At 67.3% G+C, this 22,228-nt stretch carries 20 protein-coding genes and 3 pseudogenes; 12 read left to right on the top strand and 11 right to left on the bottom strand.

Features of this window, described 5'->3' with window-relative positions; all coding sequences use genetic code 11:
- The first annotated feature begins 62 nt into the window (after nt 1–62).
- Complete coding sequence (locus AB0L59_RS26815; protein ID WP_365588307.1) at nt 63–1,229, top strand: MFS transporter; 1,167 nt, start codon at nt 63–65, stop codon at nt 1,227–1,229.
- Between the two features lie 233 nt (nt 1,230–1,462).
- On the opposite strand, the gene AB0L59_RS26810 is transcribed toward AB0L59_RS26815, so the two are convergent.
- The 6 genes and pseudogenes from AB0L59_RS26810 to AB0L59_RS26785 all read right to left on the bottom strand — a co-directional run bounded on the left by AB0L59_RS26810 (nt 1,463) and on the right by AB0L59_RS26785 (nt 7,601).
- Nucleotides 1,463–1,930, bottom strand: coding sequence for a hypothetical protein (locus tag AB0L59_RS26810; RefSeq protein WP_365588305.1), 468 nt, complete (start codon nt 1,928–1,930; stop codon nt 1,463–1,465).
- Nucleotides 1,931–2,015: 85 nt separating this feature from the next.
- Nucleotides 2,016–2,543, bottom strand: coding sequence for a transposase (locus AB0L59_RS26805; RefSeq protein WP_365588302.1), 528 nt, complete (start codon nt 2,541–2,543; stop codon nt 2,016–2,018).
- Nucleotides 2,540–3,073, bottom strand: a pseudogene (locus AB0L59_RS26800) (winged helix-turn-helix domain-containing protein). The gene AB0L59_RS26805 and the pseudogene AB0L59_RS26800 overlap by 4 nt, the downstream one beginning before the upstream one ends.
- 133 nt (nt 3,074–3,206) lie before the next feature.
- Complete coding sequence (locus AB0L59_RS26795; RefSeq protein ID WP_365588301.1) at nt 3,207–3,788, bottom strand: sigma-70 family RNA polymerase sigma factor; 582 nt, start codon at nt 3,786–3,788, stop codon at nt 3,207–3,209.
- 790 nt (nt 3,789–4,578) lie between these two features.
- On the bottom strand, nt 4,579–6,483 hold the full coding sequence (locus tag AB0L59_RS26790; protein WP_365588298.1) for a BTAD domain-containing putative transcriptional regulator: 1,905 nt from the start codon (nt 6,481–6,483) through the stop codon (nt 4,579–4,581).
- 446 nt (nt 6,484–6,929) lie between these two features.
- The gene (locus tag AB0L59_RS26785) at nt 6,930–7,601 is read right to left on the bottom strand and encodes a TetR/AcrR family transcriptional regulator (RefSeq protein ID WP_365588295.1); all 672 of its coding nucleotides are present in this window, start codon (nt 7,599–7,601) and stop codon (nt 6,930–6,932) included.
- A gap of 1,094 nt (nt 7,602–8,695) precedes the next feature.
- Here AB0L59_RS26785 and AB0L59_RS26780 point away from each other — a divergent pair.
- Nucleotides 8,696–10,066 carry a PLP-dependent aminotransferase family protein gene (locus tag AB0L59_RS26780; RefSeq protein ID WP_365588402.1) on the top strand — a complete coding sequence of 457 codons (1,371 nt, stop codon included), beginning with the start codon at nt 8,696–8,698 and terminating at the stop codon, nt 10,064–10,066.
- A gap of 274 nt (nt 10,067–10,340) precedes the next feature.
- On the opposite strand, the gene AB0L59_RS26775 is transcribed toward AB0L59_RS26780, so the two are convergent.
- A complete protein-coding gene (locus AB0L59_RS26775; RefSeq protein ID WP_365588292.1) occupies nt 10,341–10,988 on the bottom strand; it encodes an RraA family protein in 648 nt (215 codons plus the stop codon).
- A 1,079-nt stretch (nt 10,989–12,067) separates the two neighbouring features.
- Between AB0L59_RS26775 and AB0L59_RS26770 the strand changes: the two genes are divergently transcribed.
- The 5 genes from AB0L59_RS26770 (at nt 12,068) to AB0L59_RS26750 (ending at nt 16,028) form a co-directional block, all read left to right on the top strand.
- Complete coding sequence (locus AB0L59_RS26770) at nt 12,068–12,667, top strand: sulfite oxidase-like oxidoreductase (RefSeq protein WP_365588290.1); 600 nt, start codon at nt 12,068–12,070, stop codon at nt 12,665–12,667.
- Nucleotides 12,668–12,804: 137 nt separating this feature from the next.
- Nucleotides 12,805–13,524: a ferredoxin reductase gene (locus tag AB0L59_RS26765; protein ID WP_365588399.1), complete on the top strand. Its 720-nt coding sequence runs from the start codon at nt 12,805–12,807 to the stop codon at nt 13,522–13,524.
- 4 nt (nt 13,525–13,528) lie between these two features.
- On the top strand, nt 13,529–13,912 hold the full coding sequence (locus AB0L59_RS26760) for a DUF6510 family protein (RefSeq protein WP_365588288.1): 384 nt from the start codon (nt 13,529–13,531) through the stop codon (nt 13,910–13,912).
- A 608-nt stretch (nt 13,913–14,520) separates the two neighbouring features.
- Nucleotides 14,521–15,738 (top strand): IS21 family transposase, encoded by a 1,218-nt coding sequence (istA, locus tag AB0L59_RS26755; RefSeq protein ID WP_365588285.1) that lies wholly within the window; start codon nt 14,521–14,523, stop codon nt 15,736–15,738.
- Entirely contained in the window at nt 15,705–16,028 is a 324-nt protein-coding gene (locus tag AB0L59_RS26750; protein WP_365588283.1) for a hypothetical protein, read from the top strand. The genes istA and AB0L59_RS26750 overlap by 34 nt, the downstream gene beginning before the upstream one ends.
- Nucleotides 16,029–16,034: 6 nt before the next feature.
- Here the strand turns inward: AB0L59_RS26750 and AB0L59_RS26745 are convergent, their stop codons facing one another.
- Complete coding sequence (locus AB0L59_RS26745) at nt 16,035–16,325, bottom strand: hypothetical protein (RefSeq protein ID WP_365588281.1); 291 nt, start codon at nt 16,323–16,325, stop codon at nt 16,035–16,037.
- A gap of 49 nt (nt 16,326–16,374) precedes the next feature.
- On the opposite strand from AB0L59_RS26745, the gene AB0L59_RS26740 reads away from it, so the two are divergent.
- The 4 genes from AB0L59_RS26740 (at nt 16,375) to pyrF (ending at nt 19,096) form a co-directional block, all read left to right on the top strand.
- A complete protein-coding gene (locus AB0L59_RS26740) occupies nt 16,375–16,524 on the top strand; it encodes a hypothetical protein (protein ID WP_365588278.1) in 150 nt (49 codons plus the stop codon).
- A gap of 173 nt (nt 16,525–16,697) precedes the next feature.
- Nucleotides 16,698–17,147, top strand: a complete 450-nt coding sequence (locus tag AB0L59_RS26735) for an ATP-binding protein (protein WP_365588275.1) — start codon at nt 16,698–16,700, stop codon at nt 17,145–17,147.
- 491 nt (nt 17,148–17,638) lie between these two features.
- Nucleotides 17,639–18,319, top strand: a complete 681-nt coding sequence (locus tag AB0L59_RS26730) for a hypothetical protein (protein ID WP_365588273.1) — start codon at nt 17,639–17,641, stop codon at nt 18,317–18,319.
- Between the two features lie 81 nt (nt 18,320–18,400).
- The gene (pyrF, locus tag AB0L59_RS26725) at nt 18,401–19,096 is read left to right on the top strand and encodes an orotidine-5'-phosphate decarboxylase (protein ID WP_365588270.1); all 696 of its coding nucleotides are present in this window, start codon (nt 18,401–18,403) and stop codon (nt 19,094–19,096) included.
- Nucleotides 19,097–19,117: 21 nt separating this feature from the next.
- Here pyrF and AB0L59_RS26720 read toward each other — a convergent pair.
- The 3 genes and pseudogenes from AB0L59_RS26720 to AB0L59_RS26710 all read right to left on the bottom strand — a co-directional run bounded on the left by AB0L59_RS26720 (nt 19,118) and on the right by AB0L59_RS26710 (nt 21,805).
- Nucleotides 19,118–20,239, bottom strand: a pseudogene (locus AB0L59_RS26720) (IS630 family transposase).
- 420 nt (nt 20,240–20,659) lie between these two features.
- Entirely contained in the window at nt 20,660–21,160 is a 501-nt protein-coding gene (locus AB0L59_RS26715) for a GNAT family N-acetyltransferase (protein WP_365588269.1), read from the bottom strand.
- Nucleotides 21,161–21,805 carry a hypothetical protein gene (locus AB0L59_RS26710; RefSeq protein WP_365588421.1) on the bottom strand — a complete coding sequence of 215 codons (645 nt, stop codon included), beginning with the start codon at nt 21,803–21,805 and terminating at the stop codon, nt 21,161–21,163.
- Nucleotides 21,806–21,807: 2 nt separating this feature from the next.
- Between AB0L59_RS26710 and AB0L59_RS26705 the strand changes: the two are divergent.
- Nucleotides 21,808–22,053: pseudogene (locus tag AB0L59_RS26705) on the top strand (IS5/IS1182 family transposase); the annotation flags it as partial.
- Between the last annotated feature and the right edge of the window lie 175 nt (nt 22,054–22,228).

Raw genomic sequence — 22,228 nt, 5'->3', positions numbered from 1 at the left:
TGGCATCAGTGATCAACCTGGCTCGCGGGCGCAGAACGCTCCGACTGGCATTCTCATCTGCGGTGGTCTCCCTGGTGGCCTCGTTCGCCGCGTTGGTCACGCCGATTCCCCTGTTCAACACCTACCGGGCCGAGGACGGGTTCACCAACGCCGATATCGCGCTGGCCGTCGTCGCCAACTCCGTCGGCACTATCGCTGCCCTATTGGTGCTGGGACGACTGTCCAACCACCTAGGCCGACGGCTCACCGCGATCGCCAGCCTCGGCTTGCTCGTACTGGGCTGTCTGCTGCTGCTGAACGTGCAGGACATCGGCATTCTGCTGGCTGCTCGCCTGCTGATGGGCGTCGGCACAGGGTTGGCCGGCAGCAGCCTTACCTCCTACATCGTCGACGCCGCACCCGCCAGGCCGGCCTGGTTGGCCTCCGTCGCGTCCAGCCAGGGACCGATGCTCGGCCTCTCCCTCGGCGCGATCGCCTCCGGCGCCCTGGTACAGTTCGGCCCTTGGCCACGCCACCTCATCTACCTGATTTCCGCCGGTCTGCTCGTGCTGTCTGCCGCACTTATCGTCATCAGCCCGGAGACTGCGAAACCGACGCCCGGCGCTTGGCGATCAATGGTGCCCCGAGTCCGTGTGCCGGCACGGGTCAGGCATCTGCTTCCTGCCGCGGCCGCGGTGTTCGTGGCTACCTGGACGACCGGGGCTTTCTACCAGGCCTTCATGCCTTCGCTCGTCGAGGACCAACTCCACACCCACAGCTCGCTCATCCTCGGACTGGTGTTCGCCGCCTATATGGCCCCGAGCGTTCTTGGCGCACCCCTCGGCGGCCGGTTCACATCCGCGACGGCCCAACGCACCGGCATGCTCATGTTCCAGGCCGGATGGATTGGCATCATCGCAGCAATCGACGTAGGCGCACTGGCGTTGTTCATCGCCGCAACCATCGTGGCAGGTGCAGGTCAAGGCATCGCCATCAGTGCCGCCACCCGCGGTCTGCTGCACGGCAGCACGCTCGCCGACCGGGCACCGATCTTCAGCGCGATCTACCTCCTCTGCTACGTCGGCGCCGCCGTCCTCAGCTTCATCTCCGGGCAGCTTTCCAACGCCTTCTCGCTATCGCAGATCGCTCTCGGGTACGGGGCACTCGCCCTCGTTGCCACCGTGATCACTGTCCTGGCAGCACACAACCCGCATACGGACCCGACCGGGAACAGCCGGCATGGTCAATAATCATCACGCTTGAAGGCAGGACCTCCCCATAGCCAAAAGGGGTGTCTGCGCCAAAAAGCCGTCCACGAAGCCTCGTTGACACGGTACTACTGCAGCAACGGGGTCGGAGTCCGCTTCGGCCACTCGGAAGGGCGGCCAGCCGACCTTCCCCGTCGACGCACGACGGACACTACTGAACTTGAATGGGTGATGTCGGGCTGGACGGCTGCACTTGGTTCCTGCTGGGACCCGAGTCAGATGTGGGCTCTGACCTGCTTCACCGGATGCCCGAGTGTGTCGCCGATAGTGGCCAGTTCCTCGTCGCCGAACCAGTCACGTTCGGGGTTCCAGATGGCGATCTCGAAGCGGGCGAAGCCGCACGGCCAGTCGTACTCCAACACGTCCAGCGACGTTGCGGCGCCGCAGCAGGGCACTTCCACGGCCAAGGTGGCGAAGCCGTCCTCACAGTGGGTTTCCAGCAGGTCGGCGTACCACTCGGTGTCGATCGAGGCACCGCAGTGCGGGCAGCCGATCCGTTCCAGGTTGTCGCCGCAGTCGACGGGGGTGAGGGCGTCGTGCCAGGTGACGTCGATCTCGACCTCCACGCCATCCGGCAGTCCGGGAGCCAGATCCGCGGCGAGCGCGGCAGTCCGCTCGGCCGCCGCCCGGTCGGGCTGCCACTGGGGATCGGTCGGAATGATCGACAGGACGTCGTCGCTCACGGACTCACTCAATTCGTCGGGCACAGGCGTTCGGTGGGGTGCCGCGATCGTAGGGCCCCGTGCCGGCTGGCCGTTCCCGGGTTCGTTACTCGTGGATGGCAAGGCCAGTGCCGGCGAGGCAGCCGTCGACTATGTCCGGCCGGTACTGGATCTGCTTGAGCCTGCGCTTGACGGCCTTGGTGATCTGGGCGAGGTCGGCCGCGGCGCGGTTGCCAGCCTCTCGTTTGACCAGCGACCAGATGCCTTCTTGCGGATTGAGGTCAGGTGCGTATGCGGGCAGTTGGAAGATGGTGAACCAGTGCACGTTCGCGGCGGCCCACTCCCTCATCCCGGCGGTCAGGTGCAGGCGCACATTGTCCCAGACGAGCACGATCGGGCCGCCAAGCTGGATGCGGGCTCGGACAAGCAAGTCCCGCAGATCGCGCCAGCCGAAGCCCTTCGGCTCGTCTTTGCGGCCGCGGTACTCGCGGACGGCGTAGATCAGCCGCGACCGTTTCCCCTGCCTGTAGCAGACCATTCCTGCCATCGAGACCCGTCCGGATCCCCGGCCGCGGACCCGCACCACCGGAGTGCGGCCGACCCGGCCCCAGGTCCTGGCACGCGGCGGCGTCATCGATTGCCCGGCCTCGTCCTGGAAGACGATCCAGGCCCCGAGCGCCGCCGCGGTGCTCTTACCCGCGGCCAGACCTCCTTCTTTCACAGCTCGACCGCTTCGTCATCCCGCTCGATCGCCCGCCGAGCAGGCTGCTGCCATGACCAGCCATGCCGCTTCAGCAACTGCCAGGTGCCCTCCACGGTGACATGGAAGAGACGGCCGATCCGGGCCTTCACCCGTGCCAGCGTCCACCGCTGATCTGCCCAGCCGTGGACCAGCGGTCCCCGCTCCAACTCACGTTCCAGCCTGTCGACCTGGGCCGCGCTGAGCTTGGGCCGTCCAGGCGAGCCTGCGGACAGTAGCCCCATCGCGCCCTGCTCCCGCCAAGCTCGGCGCCATCTCTCAACCGACCGCTCACTGACCCGCAGCGCGGCCGCGATCTCCCGGTTCTTATCCTCGCGTTCGAAGCGTTCCACGGCCTGCAGCCTGACCCGCTCCCGGGCGGCCCTCCCCGCAGCGGTCAAACCGCCGCCCTGCGCGTACCTCACACCCAGATGGCTACCAGCGCCGGTCAGCACCCGTCAGGCAAACCGACCCGACTTCACCCTTTCAACTTCAGTAGTACTCCAGCTGCAAATCGCGATCTTCAGCCACCCCCTGGCCGACGACGTCGTCGCCGCATTAGCCCAAAGCGCTGAGATGTCCGCCAGCTATCAGCTGAGCCCGCAGTTTCTTACGGACGTCAAACATCGTCTTGTAGAGCGCGTTACGGTTCGTCTTCAGCTCACTGGCGAGCGTCTCCAGAGGAATTCCGTTGACGACCGCGGTGAAGACCCGCCGCTGGTGGGCACTCAGTGCTGTCTCGACTGCGTCGCGCGTGGCTTCAACCAGCTCTCGTGCCTGCCAGTGGCTGACGGGATCGATGCCGGAGCGGTCGGGTACTTGCCCTTCGACCAGGTCCAACCGGGCATTTGGAACACGCCAGAAATGGCGGTTCAGCTTGCTGGACACTTCAAGTGCGACAAATCGAAACGCCCACGTGGTGAACCTAGCGTCGCCTCGAAATTCTTGGATTTTACGCGTGATCCCCATCAGTGCGTCGGCGGCCGCCTGGTGGGCGAGATCGCTCAGCTCGGGCCCGGCAATTCGGTAACGAGGGCCCCGTCGGAACACTTCGTTCATGGCGATCCGCACCAGCAGTTCGTACAGCTGCGTGCAGGCCTGCTCGTACTGCGGCCCACGACCGCCCTCGAGCGCGTCCACCCACGCAGCGGACTCCGGGTCGAGCTGCCCTCGTTCCGAGGCGGTTCCTGCTGCCGGGGCGTTACAGCTGATTCCGGCGTGTCCATCCGGAGCCGAGCGGCACGTTCTTCTAACATCCGCAGAGTGCATGGTTCTCCATCCCCAGGTCATTTCGTGGGGACCAACCAATCACGAGACCATCTACACAACGTCTACGCAAAATCGCTGCCCTCGGCGTGCGCACATCCTCGGAATTCACGGACAGGATTCCGGCGTGTTTAGACGAGGGACTCGCGCACGGCGCGGGGCGTGCGCCGATTGAGTCGCCCAGCCCCTCACTCTCGGCTGATGCACTGATTTCCGGGCTCCCACGCCTGAGCCGATGCGCGCGCGACCAAAATCGACTTGCAGGTGCGTCTGGTAATTGGGTCTGCGATGAGCCCGCCGTGGACGTGGGGAGGGTGCCGGTGGTCCAGTTCGAGGCCGACGAGAACTGGAACATGACCGCGGACGCCAGGTCCTGCGGGGTGCCGACCCTGTCAAGCGGGTGCAGGCTGCTCAACGGCTCCCTCGCACTGTCCAACTGGTCTACGGGAAACACCTTTTTTGAACAGGTCGCATGGTGACGACTGGAGTCACAGCGTTCACGCGGATGTCTCGCCGGCGAGCACGACGGCCGCGTGAGAGGGGCAGTCCCACCGGTTCTGCCTCCCCTGTCCGTGAGCAGTGGGAAGATTGCGGCGCCGGCGACGAGCTCGCCCCTCGCTGCCGGGTGCCTGTGGCAAGGACATGAATGCCTGCCGGGCTCGCCCTACCGACGGGCTGGTTCCTCCTGGTCGAGAAACCCCTGCCCCGCCTGCTCCGCTGCGTATGCGGCCACAAGCCGGTGCCAGCTGTACCGTCCAGGGCCGATTTCCGAGACGAGGTGGGTTCGGGTGAGGCGTGACAGGACCTGGCGGACCCGGCGTTCGGGCCGTCTGGCCAGCTCCGCGACCTGCGATGCCGCGAAGATGGAGGCTGGGCAGGCACTCAGCGCACGGAAGAGCGCGGCTGTCTCCGTGTCGAGGAGGCGGTACGACCGGGCGATGGACTCGCGGACGTCGAGCGCCTGGTCCTCACCGCTCGCGAAGGCGTCCAGAGTGCTGTGCTCTGGCCCCTCGTACTCGTCGGCCAGGCTCGCCAAGCACAGCTGCGGTCGATAGGCCGCGCGGGCGGCGACGTTGGCCAGGGCCAAGGGGAGCTGCCCGGTCAGCCGGATGATGCGGTCGACGGCCTCTGGTTCAGCTGCTGTCCTTGCTGCGCCGAGTCGGCGGGCGAGGAGACTGCGTGCGTCCGTCCGGCTCAGGGGCATGAGTGTCAGCGGAAGCGCCTGGTAGGCAGCTACGAGCGCGTGCAGTTGCATGCGGCTGGTGACAAGGGCCATGGAGCCGGCACCTCCGGGGAGGAGGTGTTTTAGCTGTCCCGTGTTCCACGCGTTGTCGAGCACGACGAGCACTCGGCGGTTGGCCAGCAAGCCGCGGAACATGAGCGCCCGTGCCTGCGGGGTCTCGGGCATGTGCTCGGGGCGGACCCCCAGGGACTGGAGGAAGTCCTCAAGCACGTGCGAGGGGTCTCGGGGCTCGGCCTCCGGACCGGCTCCTTGCAGATCTGCAAAGAGCTGGCCGTCCGGGAAGCGGTCAGCCAGACGGTGGGCGACCGTGGTGGCGAAAGCCGTCTTGCCAACGCCGGCTAGTCCGCCGACCATGCAGATGGCGACAGAGGACGTCGCCTCAGCATCGGCGACCAAGCGCTCGACCTGCTCCTGCTCTCTCTCGCGGCCGACGAGGCTCGGAAGGGCGGCTGGGAGCTGAGCCGGGACGTGGGGCGGGGGCGTCCGTGGCGCGCCCTCCGGGCGGTCGGCGCTCTGCGGGAGCTGGAATCGCCGGGAGAGGATGCGCTCGTGGACCTGCTGCAGTTCGGGCGATGGGCTGACGCCAAGGCGTTGACGCAGCAGGTGACTGGTCGCGTGGTAGATCGTCAGTGCCTCGGACTGCCTCCCCGCACCGTAGAGCGCCGTCATGAGGAGGCTGCATATGCGCTCCCGAAGCGGGTGCTCGGCAAGCAGACAGGACAATTCTGCAGCGGCTTCTGCGTAGCGCCCTCTCTCCACTTCGCAGGCGAGCTGCTCCTCAGCACAGGCGAGGCGTAGCTCGCCGAGGACATTGCGCTGCTGCTCCGCGAACGGCCCTGGGACCCCGGCAAGGGCCACTCCTTTCCACATGTCGAGGCCCTCGCGCAGCAGTCTCGCTGCGGACACCAAGTCGCCGGTGCTGCGGGCCTCCCTTGCCCTTGCCGTGGTCTCCTTGAATCTGTTCAGGTCCAGAGCGTCCGGTTGAATGTGCAGCAGGTAACCCCCGTCGACCAGGCTTACGGAGCTGTCACTCTGCTCCCCCAGTGCCTGCCTGAGCCGGTAGACGTAGGTGCGCACGGAGCCTACCGCCGACGGTGGGGCCTCGTCGCCCCACACGTCCTCCACCAGCTTCGAGAGACTTACAGGCTTGCCTGCCCTGAGCAACAGCGACGCGAGGACAGCGCACTGCCTCGGCTGACCAGCTCCGGCCTCGCCACCCTGTCTGTGGAGCCGAACTGGGCCGAGCACTGAGAACCGGACGCCCGCATACATGGTGCCTACCGCCTTGGGGATCCTCGTGCCGTTTGACTGCTTGGCTGTCCGCAAGGGACTGCTATCACCAAACGTACCGCAGATCGGCCCAATTTTCTGGACTAAATAGTCCCCTCTTTGGTGGTCCGCCTGCTTCACCTCTCGTTACACGGCGGCCATGGTGCTGCGGTGGGGAGCAGGGTGTGTGCGTGGGTCGCGACGAATGGCGGCTGGCGAACCACTCGGTGGCCTCCGGCATGAAGGAAGGCACGCAGCAACAGTGAGTGGACGGTGGACGCTCTATCCACGGTCCGTCCGGCCAGAGGGCTCCACAGAGCTCTCACCTTCACGGAGTGCCACATCGGGCCGCAGACGAGCAGGGGAGCATGCACACGAACACGTCGTCCCGCTGACGCCTAGATCGTCCAATAGATGGACGCTAAAGTCCCAAAGGGAGGAAACCGACGATCCGCCTGCGGTACCGCACCGGGACTTGTTGGCTCCGCCTTGTCCCAGTCGGTTCAACGGCTTCCGGTGCCCTCTTCGGACGAATTGCCGTCCTCGAGAGGAGCGGCATAGGCCTTGACGTGCGCGATCGCCATGTCGAGAGCGATCCTCATGGGTTTGACGTCCCGAGCCGTCTGGGCAAGGAGGTAGCCGCCCTGAAGGGCGGCCATGAGGCCGGTGGCGAGCTCTCCGGCGTCCGCGTCGGCACGAAGGACCTTCGAGTCCTTCATCCGCTTGAGCCCAGCCTCGAGAAGCCCTTCCCAGGTCTCGAAGTGCCGGGCGATCGCCTGGCGCGCCTCTTCGTCCTGATCCGCCAGCTCGCCAGCAAGGGAGCCGAGCCTGCAGCCATACGCTCCGTTTCGGAGTGCATTGTTTTCGATCACCGCGTCCCGCCAGCGCTCTAGCCCGCGGATGGAGTTCAGCCGCCGCAATAGCTGCTGCTGGCGCTCGAGCACTTCTGCGGCCTGCAACGCGACAACGTCCCGCACCAGCGCATCCTTGTCGGGGTAGTGGCGGTAGAGCTGGGACTTACTCGTTCCGCTGGCCGCCCTGACATCATCGAGGGTCGTTGCACTCACACCCTTGACGTACATCATGTCGGCGGCGGCCCTCAAAATGCGCTCTTGAGTCGCCCGCCCGCGCTCAGTCAACCGGGAGCCATTTTTGTCGCTCGCCTGTTCCGCCATATCGGCCAGATTACCGTTTCGGACGGTAGCAGGGATCCCGAATGGACCTCAAGGTCCTTTTCCTCTGGCTCTCGACTCGCCGGCGTGGAGCCATCGCCCGGGCCTCGCCGTCCCGACGAGCCCGCGGCCCGGGGAGCAGGCCGCCGGCGCCCAGTCGACACGACAGCCGAGCTGCGACCATGGCCACGCCCACCGACCATGCTGACGCGCACCAAGGAGCTGATCGTCGCGATGGGCTCGGAACGAATTCGCCAGCTGCACCGTGCTGCATATCGACCCCAGCGATGGTTGAGGGATCCGGTTCGCGCCAAGCGATGGCCCGCATGGAGGCGCACCTGCCCCATGGCTGCGGCGGTGTACAGACCCGGTAGGTGGTCTGGCACGGTGAGGAGCATGGTCTGCCGGAGCGCCGTGGCCAGCTCGACTCGTACCTCTTGCACCCTGACGCGCTTCAGGGCCTGGCCTGCGAGGCCCGGCATGAGTTGTGGCACCCCTGCGGCATCGCGGCCCGCTTCGGTGACATCAGACAACCGAACCGACGGATTCATGCAGGAGATCGCAAACTTCCCGGCGTGGGTCAGGTCCCGATCGGGGCGGTACGAAGGCGTCGAGGAACAACGCGACAGCGCGGTAAGACGGCGCGAATGAGCGACGCTCATCAGATAGGTGCAAATCGGGGAAACTATCTCACTCATCCGAGTCGCCTGGTGCTCCAGAGTGCGTGGGAGAGCTCATCGCCCACACCGCGTGGAAAGGGACGCTCATGCAGGACAGCTGGGCTTGTTGGCAAGACCGCGCTGATTCACCGGCTCTGATCATGGCATTGGCGCAGCGATCGCGACTGGACTTGACCAGGCTGGAGTCGATGTCGTCCTACTCGCCCGCACCGCCGGCCAAGTCGACGAAACCGCCTACGCCGGCAGAGCAGGTCGTGGAGAGCTGAGGTTCGCGTCGTGAATACTGAGCCGACCAATGACAACCAGCGCACCACGGCCATCGACGACGAACTGTCCGACGGCCCGGTCCATGCTCCGATCAACCCCGAAGCCTCCGTCGAGCCCCTCGGCGCTCGCGCCACGATCAGTCCAGCGCAGCTGCGGGGTGCCTTTGAGAGGGATTTGACACGAGCTGGACGAGGTGCGCGTCGTGCGCTGGCCGAAGCCGTGCGCGCAGCTGTACGCACCGGCCATCTGGCCTCTGGAACGCGGCTGCCCTCCTCCCGCCAGCTCGCTGCCGACCTCCACCTCGCCCGCAACACCGTGGCTGATACCTATGCCGACCTCGTCGCCGAGGGATGGCTCACCGCCCGCAGAGGCTCGGGCACACTTGTGGCAGACAGGGTGATCACCCGGCCGATCGTGGCACGCGCGGCCGCCGAACCGTCCGACGACACTTGCCACCACCTGACACCAGGCAGCCCCGATCTCACCGCCTTTCCTCGTGCAGCCTGGCTGAAGGCCACACGCAGCGCCCTGGCCGCCGCCCCCGATGACGCGCTCGGCTACGGCGACCCCCGCGGTCGGCCGGAACTACGGGCCGCACTCGCAGATCATCTCGCTCGAGCCCGGAGGGTGTACGTGAGCTCAGAGCACATCGTGATCTGCGCCGGCGTCTCCAACGGCCTGCAGATCCTGAGCCGAGTCCTGGCCGGGCGCGGCGCGAAGACCGTCGCCGTCGAGTCCCACGGCCTAAACAGCTATTGCGGCCTGCTGGAGGCCGCTGGGCTGAAGACCCTCCCGCTGCCCCTGGATGCCCACGGAACCGACCCGGTGCCGCCCGCCGGCACCGATGCGGTCCTACTCACACCTGCTCACCAGTTCCCTATCGGCACGACGCTGCACCGCGATCGCCGGACGGCGGTCGTGGACTGGGCCAGAAGGACTGGCGGCTTGGTCCTGGAGGATGACTACGACGGTGAGTTCCGGTTCGACCGCCAGTCTGTCGGGGCGCTCCAAGGACTCGACCCCGACTGCGTGGTCTACCTGGGTACCGCCAGCCAGACCCTTGCTCCAGGCCTGCGGCTGGCATGGATGGCGCTGCCTCCCATGGTTGCTGAGGAGGCCGTGGCGGCCAAGGGGCAGATCGACTCGTGCGAGGTCTTCAGCCAGCTCACCATGGCGGAATTCATTACCTCAGGCGCCTACGACCGGCACGTACGCGCTGCCCGTCGGCGCTACCGCGATCGACGAGACGCTCTCGTCACAGCCCTGGCTCAGCACGCCCCACAGGTGTGCGTCATCGGGGCACCGGCCGGCCTGCACACCGTGCTCGGTCTGCCGCCCGGTACACAGCAGCGGGTCCTTCAGTCGGCAACCCGGCAGGGCCTCAAAGTAGCTGGCCTGTCTCAATACCGCCATGAACGGTCCCTGACCGTCATGGCCGATGCCTTCGTCGTTGGATACGGGGCGCCCTCCGACGCTGCATGGCCCAAGGCGCTCTCCACACTCATGCGAATCCTTTCTTGACGCACCCCGAGTATCCGGGCACCCGGACTGATCTTTTCCCGGCACCGACGTCCGCAACGAGGACCTGCGCCGCCTCTCACCGTTCGTACAGCACCACACCAGCACGACCGGCCGGGCCCAGCTCCCCCACCCGCCCTGCGACCTCGGACCGCTGCGCGACCCCAACGCCCCCACAGCAAAATAAGGGAGGTCTCCGTGGCGAGCCGTCCCGGAGACGCGTTGACACGCGCCAGCGGGACGGGACGCCCCCGCATCGCACGGCCGGCCGTTGCGGTCATCCGTCGGCGGCATCGCGTGTCCACCCCTCCGCGACCGCGGCCTCGTTGTCCATCGTCGCCTTCGCATCCGTCAGCACCTCAAGCACCTGGGTTCGGGGGATGATCACAGCGCCGGACCCCCTGGCGAACACGTAGTCCCCCGGCCGGACGGCCACCCCGCCGACCACGACGGGCCGGTTGGCCTCGACCGGCGTGACCTTGTCGCCGCCCCATCTAAACGCCTCGCCCCGGCAGTACACGGCGAGCCCAAGCTCCGCCAGCTGGCCGAAGTCCCGCAGCCTGCCGTCGGCGAGGACGCCGCACAGGCCATGCCCCACCAGCCGTGACATCTTCGTCCCTCCGCCGAGTGACACGTCCGGGTACCCATTGCTCGCCATCACCAGCACACGGCCCCGGCCGCCCTCACGGACAGCCCGGTCGAAGACATTGACGAAGTTGAACGTCTCTGAGGGCAGCGCGTCCTCGCACGACGGAAAGAACGACATCGTCACGGCGGGCCCGAACAGCAAGCGGTCCGGCATGGGACTCGAAAGGTCCACCATGTGGCTGTGGTGCCGGTGAAGATGGCCCATCGCGTCCATCACGTCAGCCACGCCCACATTTCTGGCGAGCTCCAGCAGCTGCCGGTCGGTGCTCTCCTCCATAGCCGCGACCTCCATTCGGGCTGCTCGCCCATGGGCGAGACGGTGACGTTCGGCTCCACATCTCGTGGGAACACCCATTCGCCATCCTGTCGCCGAGAAGTGGGTCGCGCTACGGGAGCGCGGGCCGGTGGACGCCCAATAGATGGCGAGTTCATCCGTGCGACTTCGCCTCGCCCAGCACTCCGGGCGCCTGCCACCCCCGGGGCCGACCACCCGCGCACCCAGTGCCGTTGCCGGGCTGTCCGTCGCCGGGAAACGGGAGAAGAAGACGATCGCCCAGGGGCAGCGGCGGGCGGAAGGTGACGCGGAGGCCCGCCACGCCGAGCGTGAGGCGTGGGAGACGGAACTCGCCGACGTAGGCAGGCAGATCGAGGCCGTGCGTCGCGCATCTGCCCAGGACATCTCCCCGCTGCTGCAGGCCGGCGACGAGGCGTCGGCGGAAGTGCGTGACAGGCGGGCGCTGTTGCAGGAGACCGAGCAGACACTCACGGAGGTAACCGCCGCGCGAATGCGCGCGGGGCAGCGGCTGCTGGACGCCCGGGAGACCTGGCAGGCCCGGCGGGTCCTGGGACGGGCGGGTCCCGGGACGTCTGGACCCAGTGTGCTGTCCACGGTGCGAGGAACCGCTGGGCAGCGTGCGGCGCAGCGAGGAGCGCGAGGTCACCGACTCCGGCGTCCAAGGGGGATGAAGTCGAGGCGACCGGTCGCGGCCACCGAGAACAACGCCGGTACTGGGATGCGGGTGCGCCCAAGTCAAAGAGTGCGAGGCCACCCGCCATGCTGGCTACCAAACGACCAGGTCAGACCCACATCAGGAAAGGTATGGACATCAGCGTGCCCCACCGCTGGGATGACCACACGGCTGCACCTGCCACCGACCGCGGCCGGGATGACCACACGGCTGCACCTGCCACTGACCGCGGCCGGGCTGAAAGCCGCCCTTGCGTAGAAAGGACCGGCCCCCGGCCACGGCGCCGCAGCACCGCCTGTGTCCGTCGACCTGGAATATCCGTCCGTCGCGCGAGCCGGGCGGGCACGCTGCATCCTGGGAGGAGGGCGGACAGGAAGGGTCGAGCACCATGGGGATCGTGTCGCGGGGATTCCACGGCAGGCGGCCGACCGACGGGCACAAGCTGCCTCCCGGCCAGTACGAGACCTCCGACTTCCCCGTGCTCTCCGCAGGACCGACACCGCGGGTGTCACGGGACGAGTGGACCTTCACCATCACCACAGAGACCGGGCAGAAACACACCTGGGACTGGGCGCAGCTCACCGCGCTGCCCGGCCAAACCCCAACCGTGGACCTGCACTGCGTGACCAAGTGGTCGAAATTCGACACACACTGGGAAGGCATCTCACTCGACGACCTACTCGCCGACGTCGAGACCGCCGCGGACTTCGCCCTGGTCCACTCATACGGGGGCTACACCACCAACCTCCCGCTGGAGGACCTCCTCGACAGCAAGGCGTGGATCGCCCACACCTATGACGGCGAGGACCTGCCCGCCGAGCACGGCGGCCCGGCCCGCCTCCTGGTCCCCCACCTCTACCTGTGGAAGTCCGCGAAGTGGGTCCGCGGCATCGAGCTGCTCACCGAGGACGAGCCCGGCTTCTGGGAGAGCGCCGGCTACCACGACTACGGCGACCCGTGGCGCGAGCAGCGCTACCAGGGCGACTAGGGCGAGCGGGCGTGGACGCGAGCGAAGGCGCGGCCGCCGGCAGGGGTACGGGCACGGCCGGGGGTTCCGATGCGACCGGCACGGCGGACGCCCCGGGCGCCCGCGCCGCGACCTGGAACCGTCCGCGGGCCCGGCCGCTGCGCTGGCACGCCGCCGAGTTGACGGAGCGGCGCCCCGAGTCCCCCTCGGCGCGCACGCTGGTGCTGCACGTCCCCGGATGGCCCGGCCACCTGCCAGGACAGCACGTCGACGTGCGGCTGACGGCCGAGGACGGCTACAGCACCCAGCGCAGCTACTCCCTCGCATCCGCTCCGGACGGCGACCTCGTCGAGCTGACTGTGCAGCGGGTGGAGGACGGCGAGGTCTCGCCCTACCTCGCAGACGACATGGTGTCCGGCGACCTCGTCGAGTTGCGCGGTCCGGTCGGCGGCTGGTTCGTATGGAGGCCCGGGCAGCAGACCGAACCGGTGCTACTGGTCGCCGGGGGTTCCGGGATCGTCCCGGTGATGGCGATGATCCGGGTGCGCACGGACCTGGGCATCCGGGTGCCGTTCCGGCTGCTGTACTCCGTGCGCACTCCCGACGACCGCTTCTACGCGCAGGAGCTGGAGCGCGGCGCGCCGGGCTTGGACACGACGTTCCTTTACTCGCGGACCGCGCCGCCCGGCTCCTCGCGCCCGGCCGGCCGGCTCACCCCGCAGGACCTTGTCGCCTGGGGCTGGCCGCCGGACTTCGAGCCCGCCGTCTACGTCTGCGGTCCCACCGGCTTCGTCGAGACCGCCGCAGCCTTCCTGGTCGGCCTCGGCCACGATCCCGGCCGGATCCGCACCGAACGCTTCGGCCCGACCGGAGGATGAGCCCATGACCCACATCCCGCATCACCTCGACGGCACGTCCGCCAACGTCCCCGCCTCCCCCGGGTCCGCGTCCGCGCACCACGACGGCGTCGTCCACGAGGACGAGGTGCACTACGAGGACGACGGGTACGAGGACGGCAACGCGCTCGCCGGACCGCTCTCGGAGATCTTCACCGTCGACGTCACCGCCGCCGTCACGCGCTGCGCGCACTGCGGTAGCACCGGCCCGGTCGCGATGCTCCACGTGTACTCCCGCGGCCCCGGCTGGACCGCTCGCTGCCCCGACTGCACCCACGTCGTCCTGCGCCTGGTGCGAGGCCCGCAGACCGCCTGGCTCGACATGCACGGCGCCGTCTCCCTGGCGATTCCGCTACCGTCGCCGTCCTGACAGGGCACGGTAGAAGACCTCGAGGAGCTCGTCGCCTCGCGGTGGGCTCCTCAGACCGAGGTCCTGAACATGCTCACGGCTCCTCCGCCCATGTTGTGCGGCATCGAGTGGAAGGCAAGAACATCTGCCGACTCTGCGTGGCTGCAACGACCCGTCGCCTGGGACGTGGCCTCCGCAGCGCGAGGAGCCGTAGGTCCGCCAAGTGCGCGGGCCAAAAACCAGGCTCGTCCAAGAGCGGATCCCCGTCCATGACGGGCGACACGGAGTACCAGTGCCCGCCATCACCATGTCCGGATGCTCTCCACGGCCGGGCGGCTTTGCCCCGCGGCGATCATCTATGCGCCCTTGTGGGGCGTGGTCCGGCATCGTCCTGGCAGGCGGCAGGGCTCCCACGCGGCAATTGTCGGCGGCCGTGGCAGAGTCCAGGTGTGCGGCCAGTTGAGTCCCGGCTGATGGCCACCAGAATTCCAGGTGGGTGGCCGTCCGGCCTGCGGTGTTCCTGATCGCTTCCGTAGACGAAGGAGACCCCTTCATCCGGTTTGCTGGTGTTTGCGAAGCATCAGCGAATCGGTCGAAGAGGTCCTGTGACGAAGTCTGACAGAGAGATTATGGAGATATTCGAGGCGTACGACCTGACCGAGACGGTCTGGTCGGCGGCCGCCCTCACGGGGCACGACCCGAAGACGGTCAAGCGGTACGTCGAGGCCCGTGCCAGCGGGCGGAACCCGTTCGAGCGCGAGCCGCGACCGAAGATGATCGACGCGTTCCTGGAGAAGATCGAGGAGTGGGTCGAGCAGTCGAAAGGGACGATCCGCGCCGACGTGGTCCACGACAAGCTGGTGAAGATGGGTTTCCGCGGCAGCGCGCGCTCGACCCGGCGGGCGGTGAACGCGGCGAAGACCGCGTGGAGGGCCGGCAAGCGGCGGACCTACCGTCCGTGGATCCCCGAGCCCGGGCGGTGGCTGCAGTTCGACTGGGGCGAGGGCCCGAAAATCGGCAGGCGGCGGACCTGGCTGTTCTGCGCGTGCCTGTCCTGGTCCCGCTTCCGGGTGGTGATCCCGGTCTGGGACTGCACCCTGGGCACCTTGGTGGCCTGTCTGGACACCACGTTGCGGCGGATCGGTGGGGCTCCGACCTACGTGCTGACCGACAACGCGAAGACGGTCACCGTCGAGCACATCGCCGGGATCCCGGTCCGGCACCCGCAGCTGGTCGCCGCGGGCCGGCACTACGGCTGCCAGGTCGTCAGTTGCGTTCCCTATGACCCCGAGTCAAAGGGCGGCGCGGAGGCCACGGTCCGCATCGCGAAGGCCGACTGGGTCCCCACCGAGGCGAAGCTGCTGCCCGCCTACGACACGTTCGCCGAGCTCGCGGACGCCTGCCTGCTCTGGTGCGACACGGTGAACACGCGTCGGCACCGGGCGACCGGGCAGATCCCGGCGGACCGGCTCGATATCGAACGCACCACCTTGCACGTCCTCCCGCTGGAGCCGCTGGCGCTCGCGCTGGGCGAGGAGCGGATGGTCGGTTCGGACCGCACCGTCAGCTTCAACTCGGTGCGCTACTCGACCCCGCCCGGCTACACCGGCGCCAGGGTCTGGTGCCGGGTCGTCGGCGAGGAGCTGTCGATCACGGCCCGCACCAGCTCCGGTGACCTGTCGGAGATCTGCGTCACCAGCTGTCCACACCCGGCGTCCCGCAGATCATCGATGCGCACTACCCCGACCACCCCGACGGCCGCTCAGTCCATCAGCCCAGGCTGCGACCACGCTCGGAGGCGGAGGTCGCGTTCGTGGGCATCGGCCCGGGAGCCGGGCGCTGGCTGAAGGAGGCCGGACCCGCCGGGGCGTCCCGGATCCGCGCCAAGATGGCCCGCGCCGTCGAGCTCGCCGCTGTCCTGGGCAGCGACCGGGTCGACCAGGCCCTCGGGCTCGCGGCTGCGGCCGGGCGCTTCGCCGAGGACGACCTGGTCTCCATCCTTGAGCACATCGCGGACAGCAAGCCCGTCGGCCAGGTCGTCCGCGCGGACGAGGCCCACTCCGTCCAGAACGGCACCATCGCCTGGCAAGCCCTGGGCCGGCAGCAGGCGGCGGCTGGGGAGTCGAGGGCCGACTGACCGCAGTCAGTCGCCGATGAACCACAGATACAGGTGCAGCCCGCGCTCGACGACCTGGCACAGCTCGCGGGCCTGCCCGACCCAGTCACCGCCCAAGTCGGCAGGAAGCCGGTCGAGTTCCGACAGCAGCAGCGGCACCTGCCGCTGGTTGAAGACCGCATCCCCATACGGCGTCAGGGCCCAGAGCATCGGGAACTGCGCCGGGTCCAGATCCGCGAAGCCGGCCGTCCACTCCACACCGGCTTCGGCGCGAGCCACGACGTTCCCGCTGTCACCACGCACCGCCATATTGATCATCCGCCGAGCCTATCGGCGCTCACCGCGACCCACGAAGGAATTACCGACCGTGACGTTTCCCCAGGCCCCGACCCTGCCCGAGGAGCTCGACAAGCTGATGCGCCGAATGCGCCTGCCCTACATGCGCAAGGCTGCCCCCGACGTCCTGGCCACTGCCCGGCCCCGCGGTGGGATCCCGCCGAGGTCCTGCGGCTGCTGATCTCCGAGGAGGTCACCGGCCGCGACGCGGCCACCCGGCGCCTTCGCCGTCACTCGGCGAACTTCCCCACCGGCAAGACCCTCGCGTCCTGGCGGGCCGAGGACTCCACCATCCCCGAAGCCACCCAGAACTCGCTGATCACCCTGGAGTGGATCGGCCGCGCGGAGAACCTGGTGATCGCCGGCCGTCTGGAACCGGGAAGTCGCACTTCACCGAGGGTTTGGCCCAGGCCGCGATCGAGAAGGACCTGCGGGTGGCCTGGTTTCACCCTGGAGACCCCCGCCGCCGCGATCGGCAAGTCGAAGGTCGACGGCTCGACCGCCCGCACGGTCGCCCGGATCTGCCGGGCCGATCTGATCGTCATCGACGACATCGGCCTGCTTCCGGTCGGCGAGGACGCCGCCGAGGCGTTCTACCGGATCATCGACGCCGCCTACGAACGCCGCTCGATCGCGGTGACCAGCAAAATCCACCCCTCAGGATTCGACACGATCATGCCCAAGGCTCTCGCCGGGGCCAGCACCGACCGCCTCATGCACCACGCTCACCTGGTGACCACGACCGGCGACTCACACCGCCTCGCCGAGGCACTCGCCGGCAAGGGAGTGGTCCCCTTGACCTGACCCCCACCCCCGGGAACACCGCTCGCCACAGGCATGGATTTCTGATGGCCACCAGCCCGGGCACCCGACGGCCGCCCACCTGGGCATCTCAATGGCCGTTGACAGCACAGATGACACGGCCTGATCACCAACCAGAAGACTGACAAACCTGCAGCTCAGACCCCACCCCACGATCAGCGCCCACAGCCACTGCCTGTACAGAGGCATCACGATCGCCTGGTCCCAGCCGCACCACAAACTGATCAGCGCAGGCCAGACCACCGCCTACTGATCACAAAGACTGATCCTGAACATGAACGCCTGTCCCGTCTCAGTCGGTCTGGTCGGAATCTCAGATGATCTGGTCCGGGGCCTCGTTGCGTCAGCAACGGGCCGGCCAACCACCCTGACCGATACATACCGCCCTTCGCCCGCCGTGACGGGCACTCGATCAGTAGGCTGAGCTGCTGAAGCTCTGATCGTGCCATCACGACGAGGCTTGGGGGGCGTTCGTGCCGGATGCAGTGCTGAACATCGTGATCGGGCTTGTCACGAGCATTGTCAGCGGCGGATCCGTGTGGGTTTGGAAACGGGCGAGCAGTGCCCGCCTCCTGCATCAGAAACAGGCGTTCCTCGGCCTGCGTCCTGGCGTGCCGTGCGTCATCATCTTGAACAGTCACTGGCAGATGCCCGCTGTCACCGACCACAGCGATGTGTACGCGATCATCGAGCTTGCGATGCTCGCCGAGGAGGCTGGGTGCCCGTTCTCCCTTGTCGCGGCTGACGCGCGTGAACTCAACGGGGATCGCACCGAGCTCAGCATCGGCGGACTGGGATCGAACCAGCGAAACGTCGAGTACGTGGCCTCGCACCTGCCGGGCGTGAAGGTCAACCCGGACGGTGACTTCACCGTGGGCGAGCAGCGGTTCCTGCACGACTACGGGCGGAGAGACCATGCTCTGGTCGCGAAGTTCACCCCTCCTCAGTCCACACAGCCAGTCCTGGTCATCATGGGGCAGTCGTCGATCGCGAACCAGGCGGCGGTGTACCTCATCAAGCGCGACTACCGTCGTCTGTCGAAGACAGTCGCATCGCTCGATCGGTTCTGTCTCATGCTGCGGGTCGACTCGGCAGACACCTATGGCTATCAGGCGGTCGAAGTGGCTGCTGACCTGTCTGCAGTCGCCTTCTAGTGCTGTGACCGAAAACGATCACCGGCTCAGGAAGGTGCCCCTGGTGACAGCCCGCAGTAAGGGCGACGGCACAATGACGCCGTGGATCCGACCAACCAGATCATCGTCGCCTTGGATTGCGACAACCGCGCAACCGCCGAAGCCGTCGTCAAGCGGCTGGGCGACGAGTGCCGTTTCTACAAGGTCGGCCTGGGGTTGCTCACGGCTGTCGGCCCGGACGTCGTCGAGTGCCTTGTGGCGCGGGGCAAGGAGGTCTTCTTGGACCTCAAACTCTTCGAGATCCCGAACTCGGTTGCTGGTGCGGTGCGCGCCGCGGGAGCATTGGGTGTGTCCATGGTGACCGTGCACGCCATGGGCGGCAGGGGCATTCTGTCCGCCGCGGTCGAGGCCGCCCGAGACTTCCCCGGACTGCGCATTCTTGCCTTGACCGTGGTCACAAGCATGACCGACGTGGATCTTGCCGACATCGGCATCGACGACGCGGTGGACGGGCAGGTGCTGCGGCTGGCCCATCTGGCCCGGAAGGCCGGTTGTCACGGTGTTATCGCCTCGCCGCAGGACGTCACCGTGCTGCGGAGCGTCCTTGGTCCCGATGCTCTGATCGTCACTCCGGGCGTCACCTTGCCGGGCGAATCCCCGGTCGAGCATGCCCGGCCCGACACACCGCGTGCCGCCATCACGGCCGGGGCCTCACATGTCGTCGTCGGCCGCTCGGTCACACGGGCCGCGGACCCGGCGTCGGCATTTCGTCGCATCCGCGCTGACCTCATGCCATAACCGGAGACATCTCGGCAAGAGTCAGGCCGGGGTGGCGAGTGGCCGGCCGCCCCAGCGGATGCCCTTCTCGCTGCGGACGCGGGCGCGTTCACGTCGCTGGGCAGCCAGGACATCCGGGTGACGGGCATTCTTGTTGCGCCAGCGCAGGTAGCGGTGCAACTGGCGTGTCTGGACGGTGTGGTTGGGGTGGTTGGAGTTGGCGAGGGTGAACTGACGTAGAGGCCCGAAGTGCGCCTCGATCGGGTTCGCCCAAGACGCGTTGGTCGGCGTGAAGCACAGTTCGACCTTGTTCCTCGCCGCCCAGCGCACGATGCGCCAGTTCTTGTGGGCGGACAGGTTGTCCAGGATCACGTAGATCGGGGCGCCGTCCGGGCGGGCCGCGCGGATCGACTTCAGGGCGGCCCAGGTGGGACGGATGCCCTTGCGACGACGCACCACGCCCCAGAGGGTGTCGTCGCCGACCGAATAGCAGCCGTGGAAGTAGCGGGTGCCGTGGGTGCGGTGATACGTGGCCGGCAGCCGCTCGGGGCGGCCCTGCTCAGCCCAACACGAGCCGGCGGTCGGACGGATACCGAGCGGCCCGAACTCATCGAAGGCGAAGGTCCGGTCGGGCCGCTCGTTGATGGCGTACTCGATCCGGTCGAGCTTGGCGTCTAAGTCGGGATCGGATGATTCTTACCAGGTCTTGGTGCGTTGGAAGGTCACTCCGTGGCGGGCCAGCAGGCATCGCAAGGCCTCGCGTCCAATCCGTATCGGACGCGCCATGTTGCCGCGCAGATGGTCGGTGAGTTTGCGGATCGACCAGCGGGTGAAGGGCTTGCCGAGCTTGGTCGGGCGAGTGGTGGCCGTCTGGATGACGAAGTCCTCGTCGTCAGGGGTGAGCAGGCGGGGACGGCCTGCCGCCCACCGAGGGTTCAGACAGGCCAGGCCGATCTCGTTGAACCGGTGGATCACGTCGCGCACGGTGTCCTCGTCGGCCTGCACGAGCCGTGCGATCACGGGGACGCTGTTGCCGCCCGCTGAGGCTAGCAGCATCATCGCGCGCCTGTAGCGCACCGTGCTGGTGTTGCCTCGGCGCACGATCCGCCGCAACCTCTGCCCCTCCTGCTCGGTCAGCCCGCGCACCCTGACCGGCTGTGCCATCCCGCCTCCCGCGACGATCGGACGTGTCGTCACATCCAACCGAGGCGGTGTTGCTCGGCACCAACACGGTGATCGTTTTCGGTCACAGCACTAGAGACGCCAGCGCCGACAAGACACTCGCTGCCTCGTCAGGAACCCGCAGCCCTCGGCAGCAACGCGGCCAGCAGGTGGGCGGCGGGCATCTTCGCGCGCTCTGCACCCTCCGCCCGTCCGTTGCGCCGCCAACCTCCAAGATCATCCGGACTTTGAAACGCCCCTACGTCGCGTTCCGTGCAGTGGCTACGCTGATTGCCCGGCAGAAGGGCCACCGCATCCTCCTCGGGTAGCAACGCTCTCCGTCACCACCGAATGTGCGACAGGGCCGCACGATTTACAGTCCAGCCCGCCGCGCGATCGGCTGAGGTGGAAGCCATGGCTTTCCTAGAAAGAGGCTTCACAGGTGCTGCGTGCTCTGATGGTGGCCCACTGCTCGGTGACACCGCGCTCATGCATCTGCTGGGTAACGGCAGCAAGAAGCAAGGTGCCGAGCCCTTGACGGCGCTTACCGGGCTGGACGACAAGGGCGTGTAGGTGGCCCCTCCCGGAGGGCTCTATGCCAGCATTGATCGCTCCGGCGATCTGACCATCGAGGTCGACGACCATGCAGTTTAGTCGTTCATCGATGTCCGCATCGCCTGCTTGGGTTTCGAGGGCCATGTGTTCCCTGTCGCCTCTCCACCGCTCGCTGAGGATTCTCATGACCTGGAAGGAGCGCATGGAATCCAAGTCACCAATCTGCGTGTCGGCGTAAAGCTGGGAGACGCTAGATCGGTCCTCTTTCATGGCTGGGCGGATCAGCGGCAGCGCTGCAAAGTTGAGGCGGACAAGGGGAGAAGGGAGCCCGACATGGGAGTTCCAGTTTGTTGCTCGGGCTTCGACCACTCAGAAGGGTCTGTGGGTCTGTCCCCGAACCCACATGAGTGCGCCCTCCACTCCGGCGTACCACTCTGTTGGTCGACTCTGTTGTTGGGCTCGAGCTGCGGTAGCGGCCCATCGTTCCGCTTCGATTTGATCTTGGGTAGGGAGGCGTGGCGTGGGTTGGCCTGTGACTGGCCCTGCGGGCGTTGCGCTGAGGGCCCAGGCCAGTGCAGCTGCGACACCGCATGGATACGGATCAGTGTGTCCGTATTCTTTCGCCTCGTGTTGGAGACGACAGATCTCATCTAGTGAAGGCCCAGTCTGGATGCGCTGGGGTGCCAGGTCGCCGGCGCTCATTGCGCGAAAGATGTCCAAGGCAGCGGCTTCGGTCAGGATGACCAGCGCACCAAAGAGCAGTTCGGGGCTCGGGTACCTGGACTCGCCGCCGATGAACCACGCGGTGGGCGTGTCTGTCTGGTTCTTCTCTCTCCATAACAGGGCGATGTAGGAGTCGATGATGCTGTCATGTCCCCAGGCGCTGTGATGCGCCCAGCCGTCGAGCCGAAGCGCCCTGAGGAAACCGGTCGACATGATGGGTTCCTCCAACTTCTCTTCCTCGCTTCGCTCCACGGCCAAGTGCACCTTGTTTCGCGGTGCCAGGTAGTTCACGCGTCATCCCGGAGAAGGCGGACCAGGCCGCCAACCGGGTCCGACGCGGCAGCGCCGGGGGTCGGCCGCCCGATTTCGACAGGGACCGCTACAAAAAGCGAAACACCGTCGAACGGGCGATCAACAGGCTTAAGACCTTCCGCGCGGTTGCGACCAGGTTCGAGAAGCGCGGCTACGTCTACCTCGGCACCGTCACCGCAGCCGCACTCGTCATCTGGCTCCGCTCGTGCTCGCCAGACACTGCCTAGCCAGGTACCAGCCAAGGCACGCGTATCGCGCCTTGTAGTCCTCCGCGTCGAACTTCAGCGGCCAGCCCTGCACCGACCCGGCCCCCGACGATGCCGTGGCGTACATGCTGCGGCTGGCTCAGGGAGGCTACGGCGACGACTTCGTGGCTGGCGAAGCCTTTTGTGTTTCCGACCG

Source organism: Streptomyces sp. NPDC052109 (assembly GCF_040680195.1).
Taxonomy (GTDB): Bacteria; Actinomycetota; Actinomycetes; order Streptomycetales; family Streptomycetaceae; genus Streptomyces.
Note: the sequence above shows the minus strand (reverse complement) of the source record. Positions and strands in the feature narration are given on the sequence as shown.

Excerpts from the sequence above, each read along its gene's own strand:
- AB0L59_RS26805 (WP_365588302.1), bottom strand. The coding sequence starts at position 2,543 with ATGACGCCGCCGCGTGCCAGGACCTGGGGCCGGGTCGGCCGCACTCCG.
- AB0L59_RS26785 (WP_365588295.1), bottom strand. The coding sequence starts at position 7,601 with ATGGCGGAACAGGCGAGCGACAAAAATGGCTCCCGGTTGACTGAGCGC.
- AB0L59_RS26775 (WP_365588292.1), bottom strand. The coding sequence starts at position 10,988 with ATGGAGGAGAGCACCGACCGGCAGCTGCTGGAGCTCGCCAGAAATGTG.
- AB0L59_RS26770 (WP_365588290.1), top strand. The coding sequence starts at position 12,068 with ATGGGGATCGTGTCGCGGGGATTCCACGGCAGGCGGCCGACCGACGGG.
- AB0L59_RS26760 (WP_365588288.1), top strand. The coding sequence starts at position 13,529 with ATGACCCACATCCCGCATCACCTCGACGGCACGTCCGCCAACGTCCCC.
- istA (WP_365588285.1), top strand. The coding sequence starts at position 14,521 with ATGGAGATATTCGAGGCGTACGACCTGACCGAGACGGTCTGGTCGGCG.
- AB0L59_RS26745 (WP_365588281.1), bottom strand. The coding sequence starts at position 16,325 with ATGATCAATATGGCGGTGCGTGGTGACAGCGGGAACGTCGTGGCTCGC.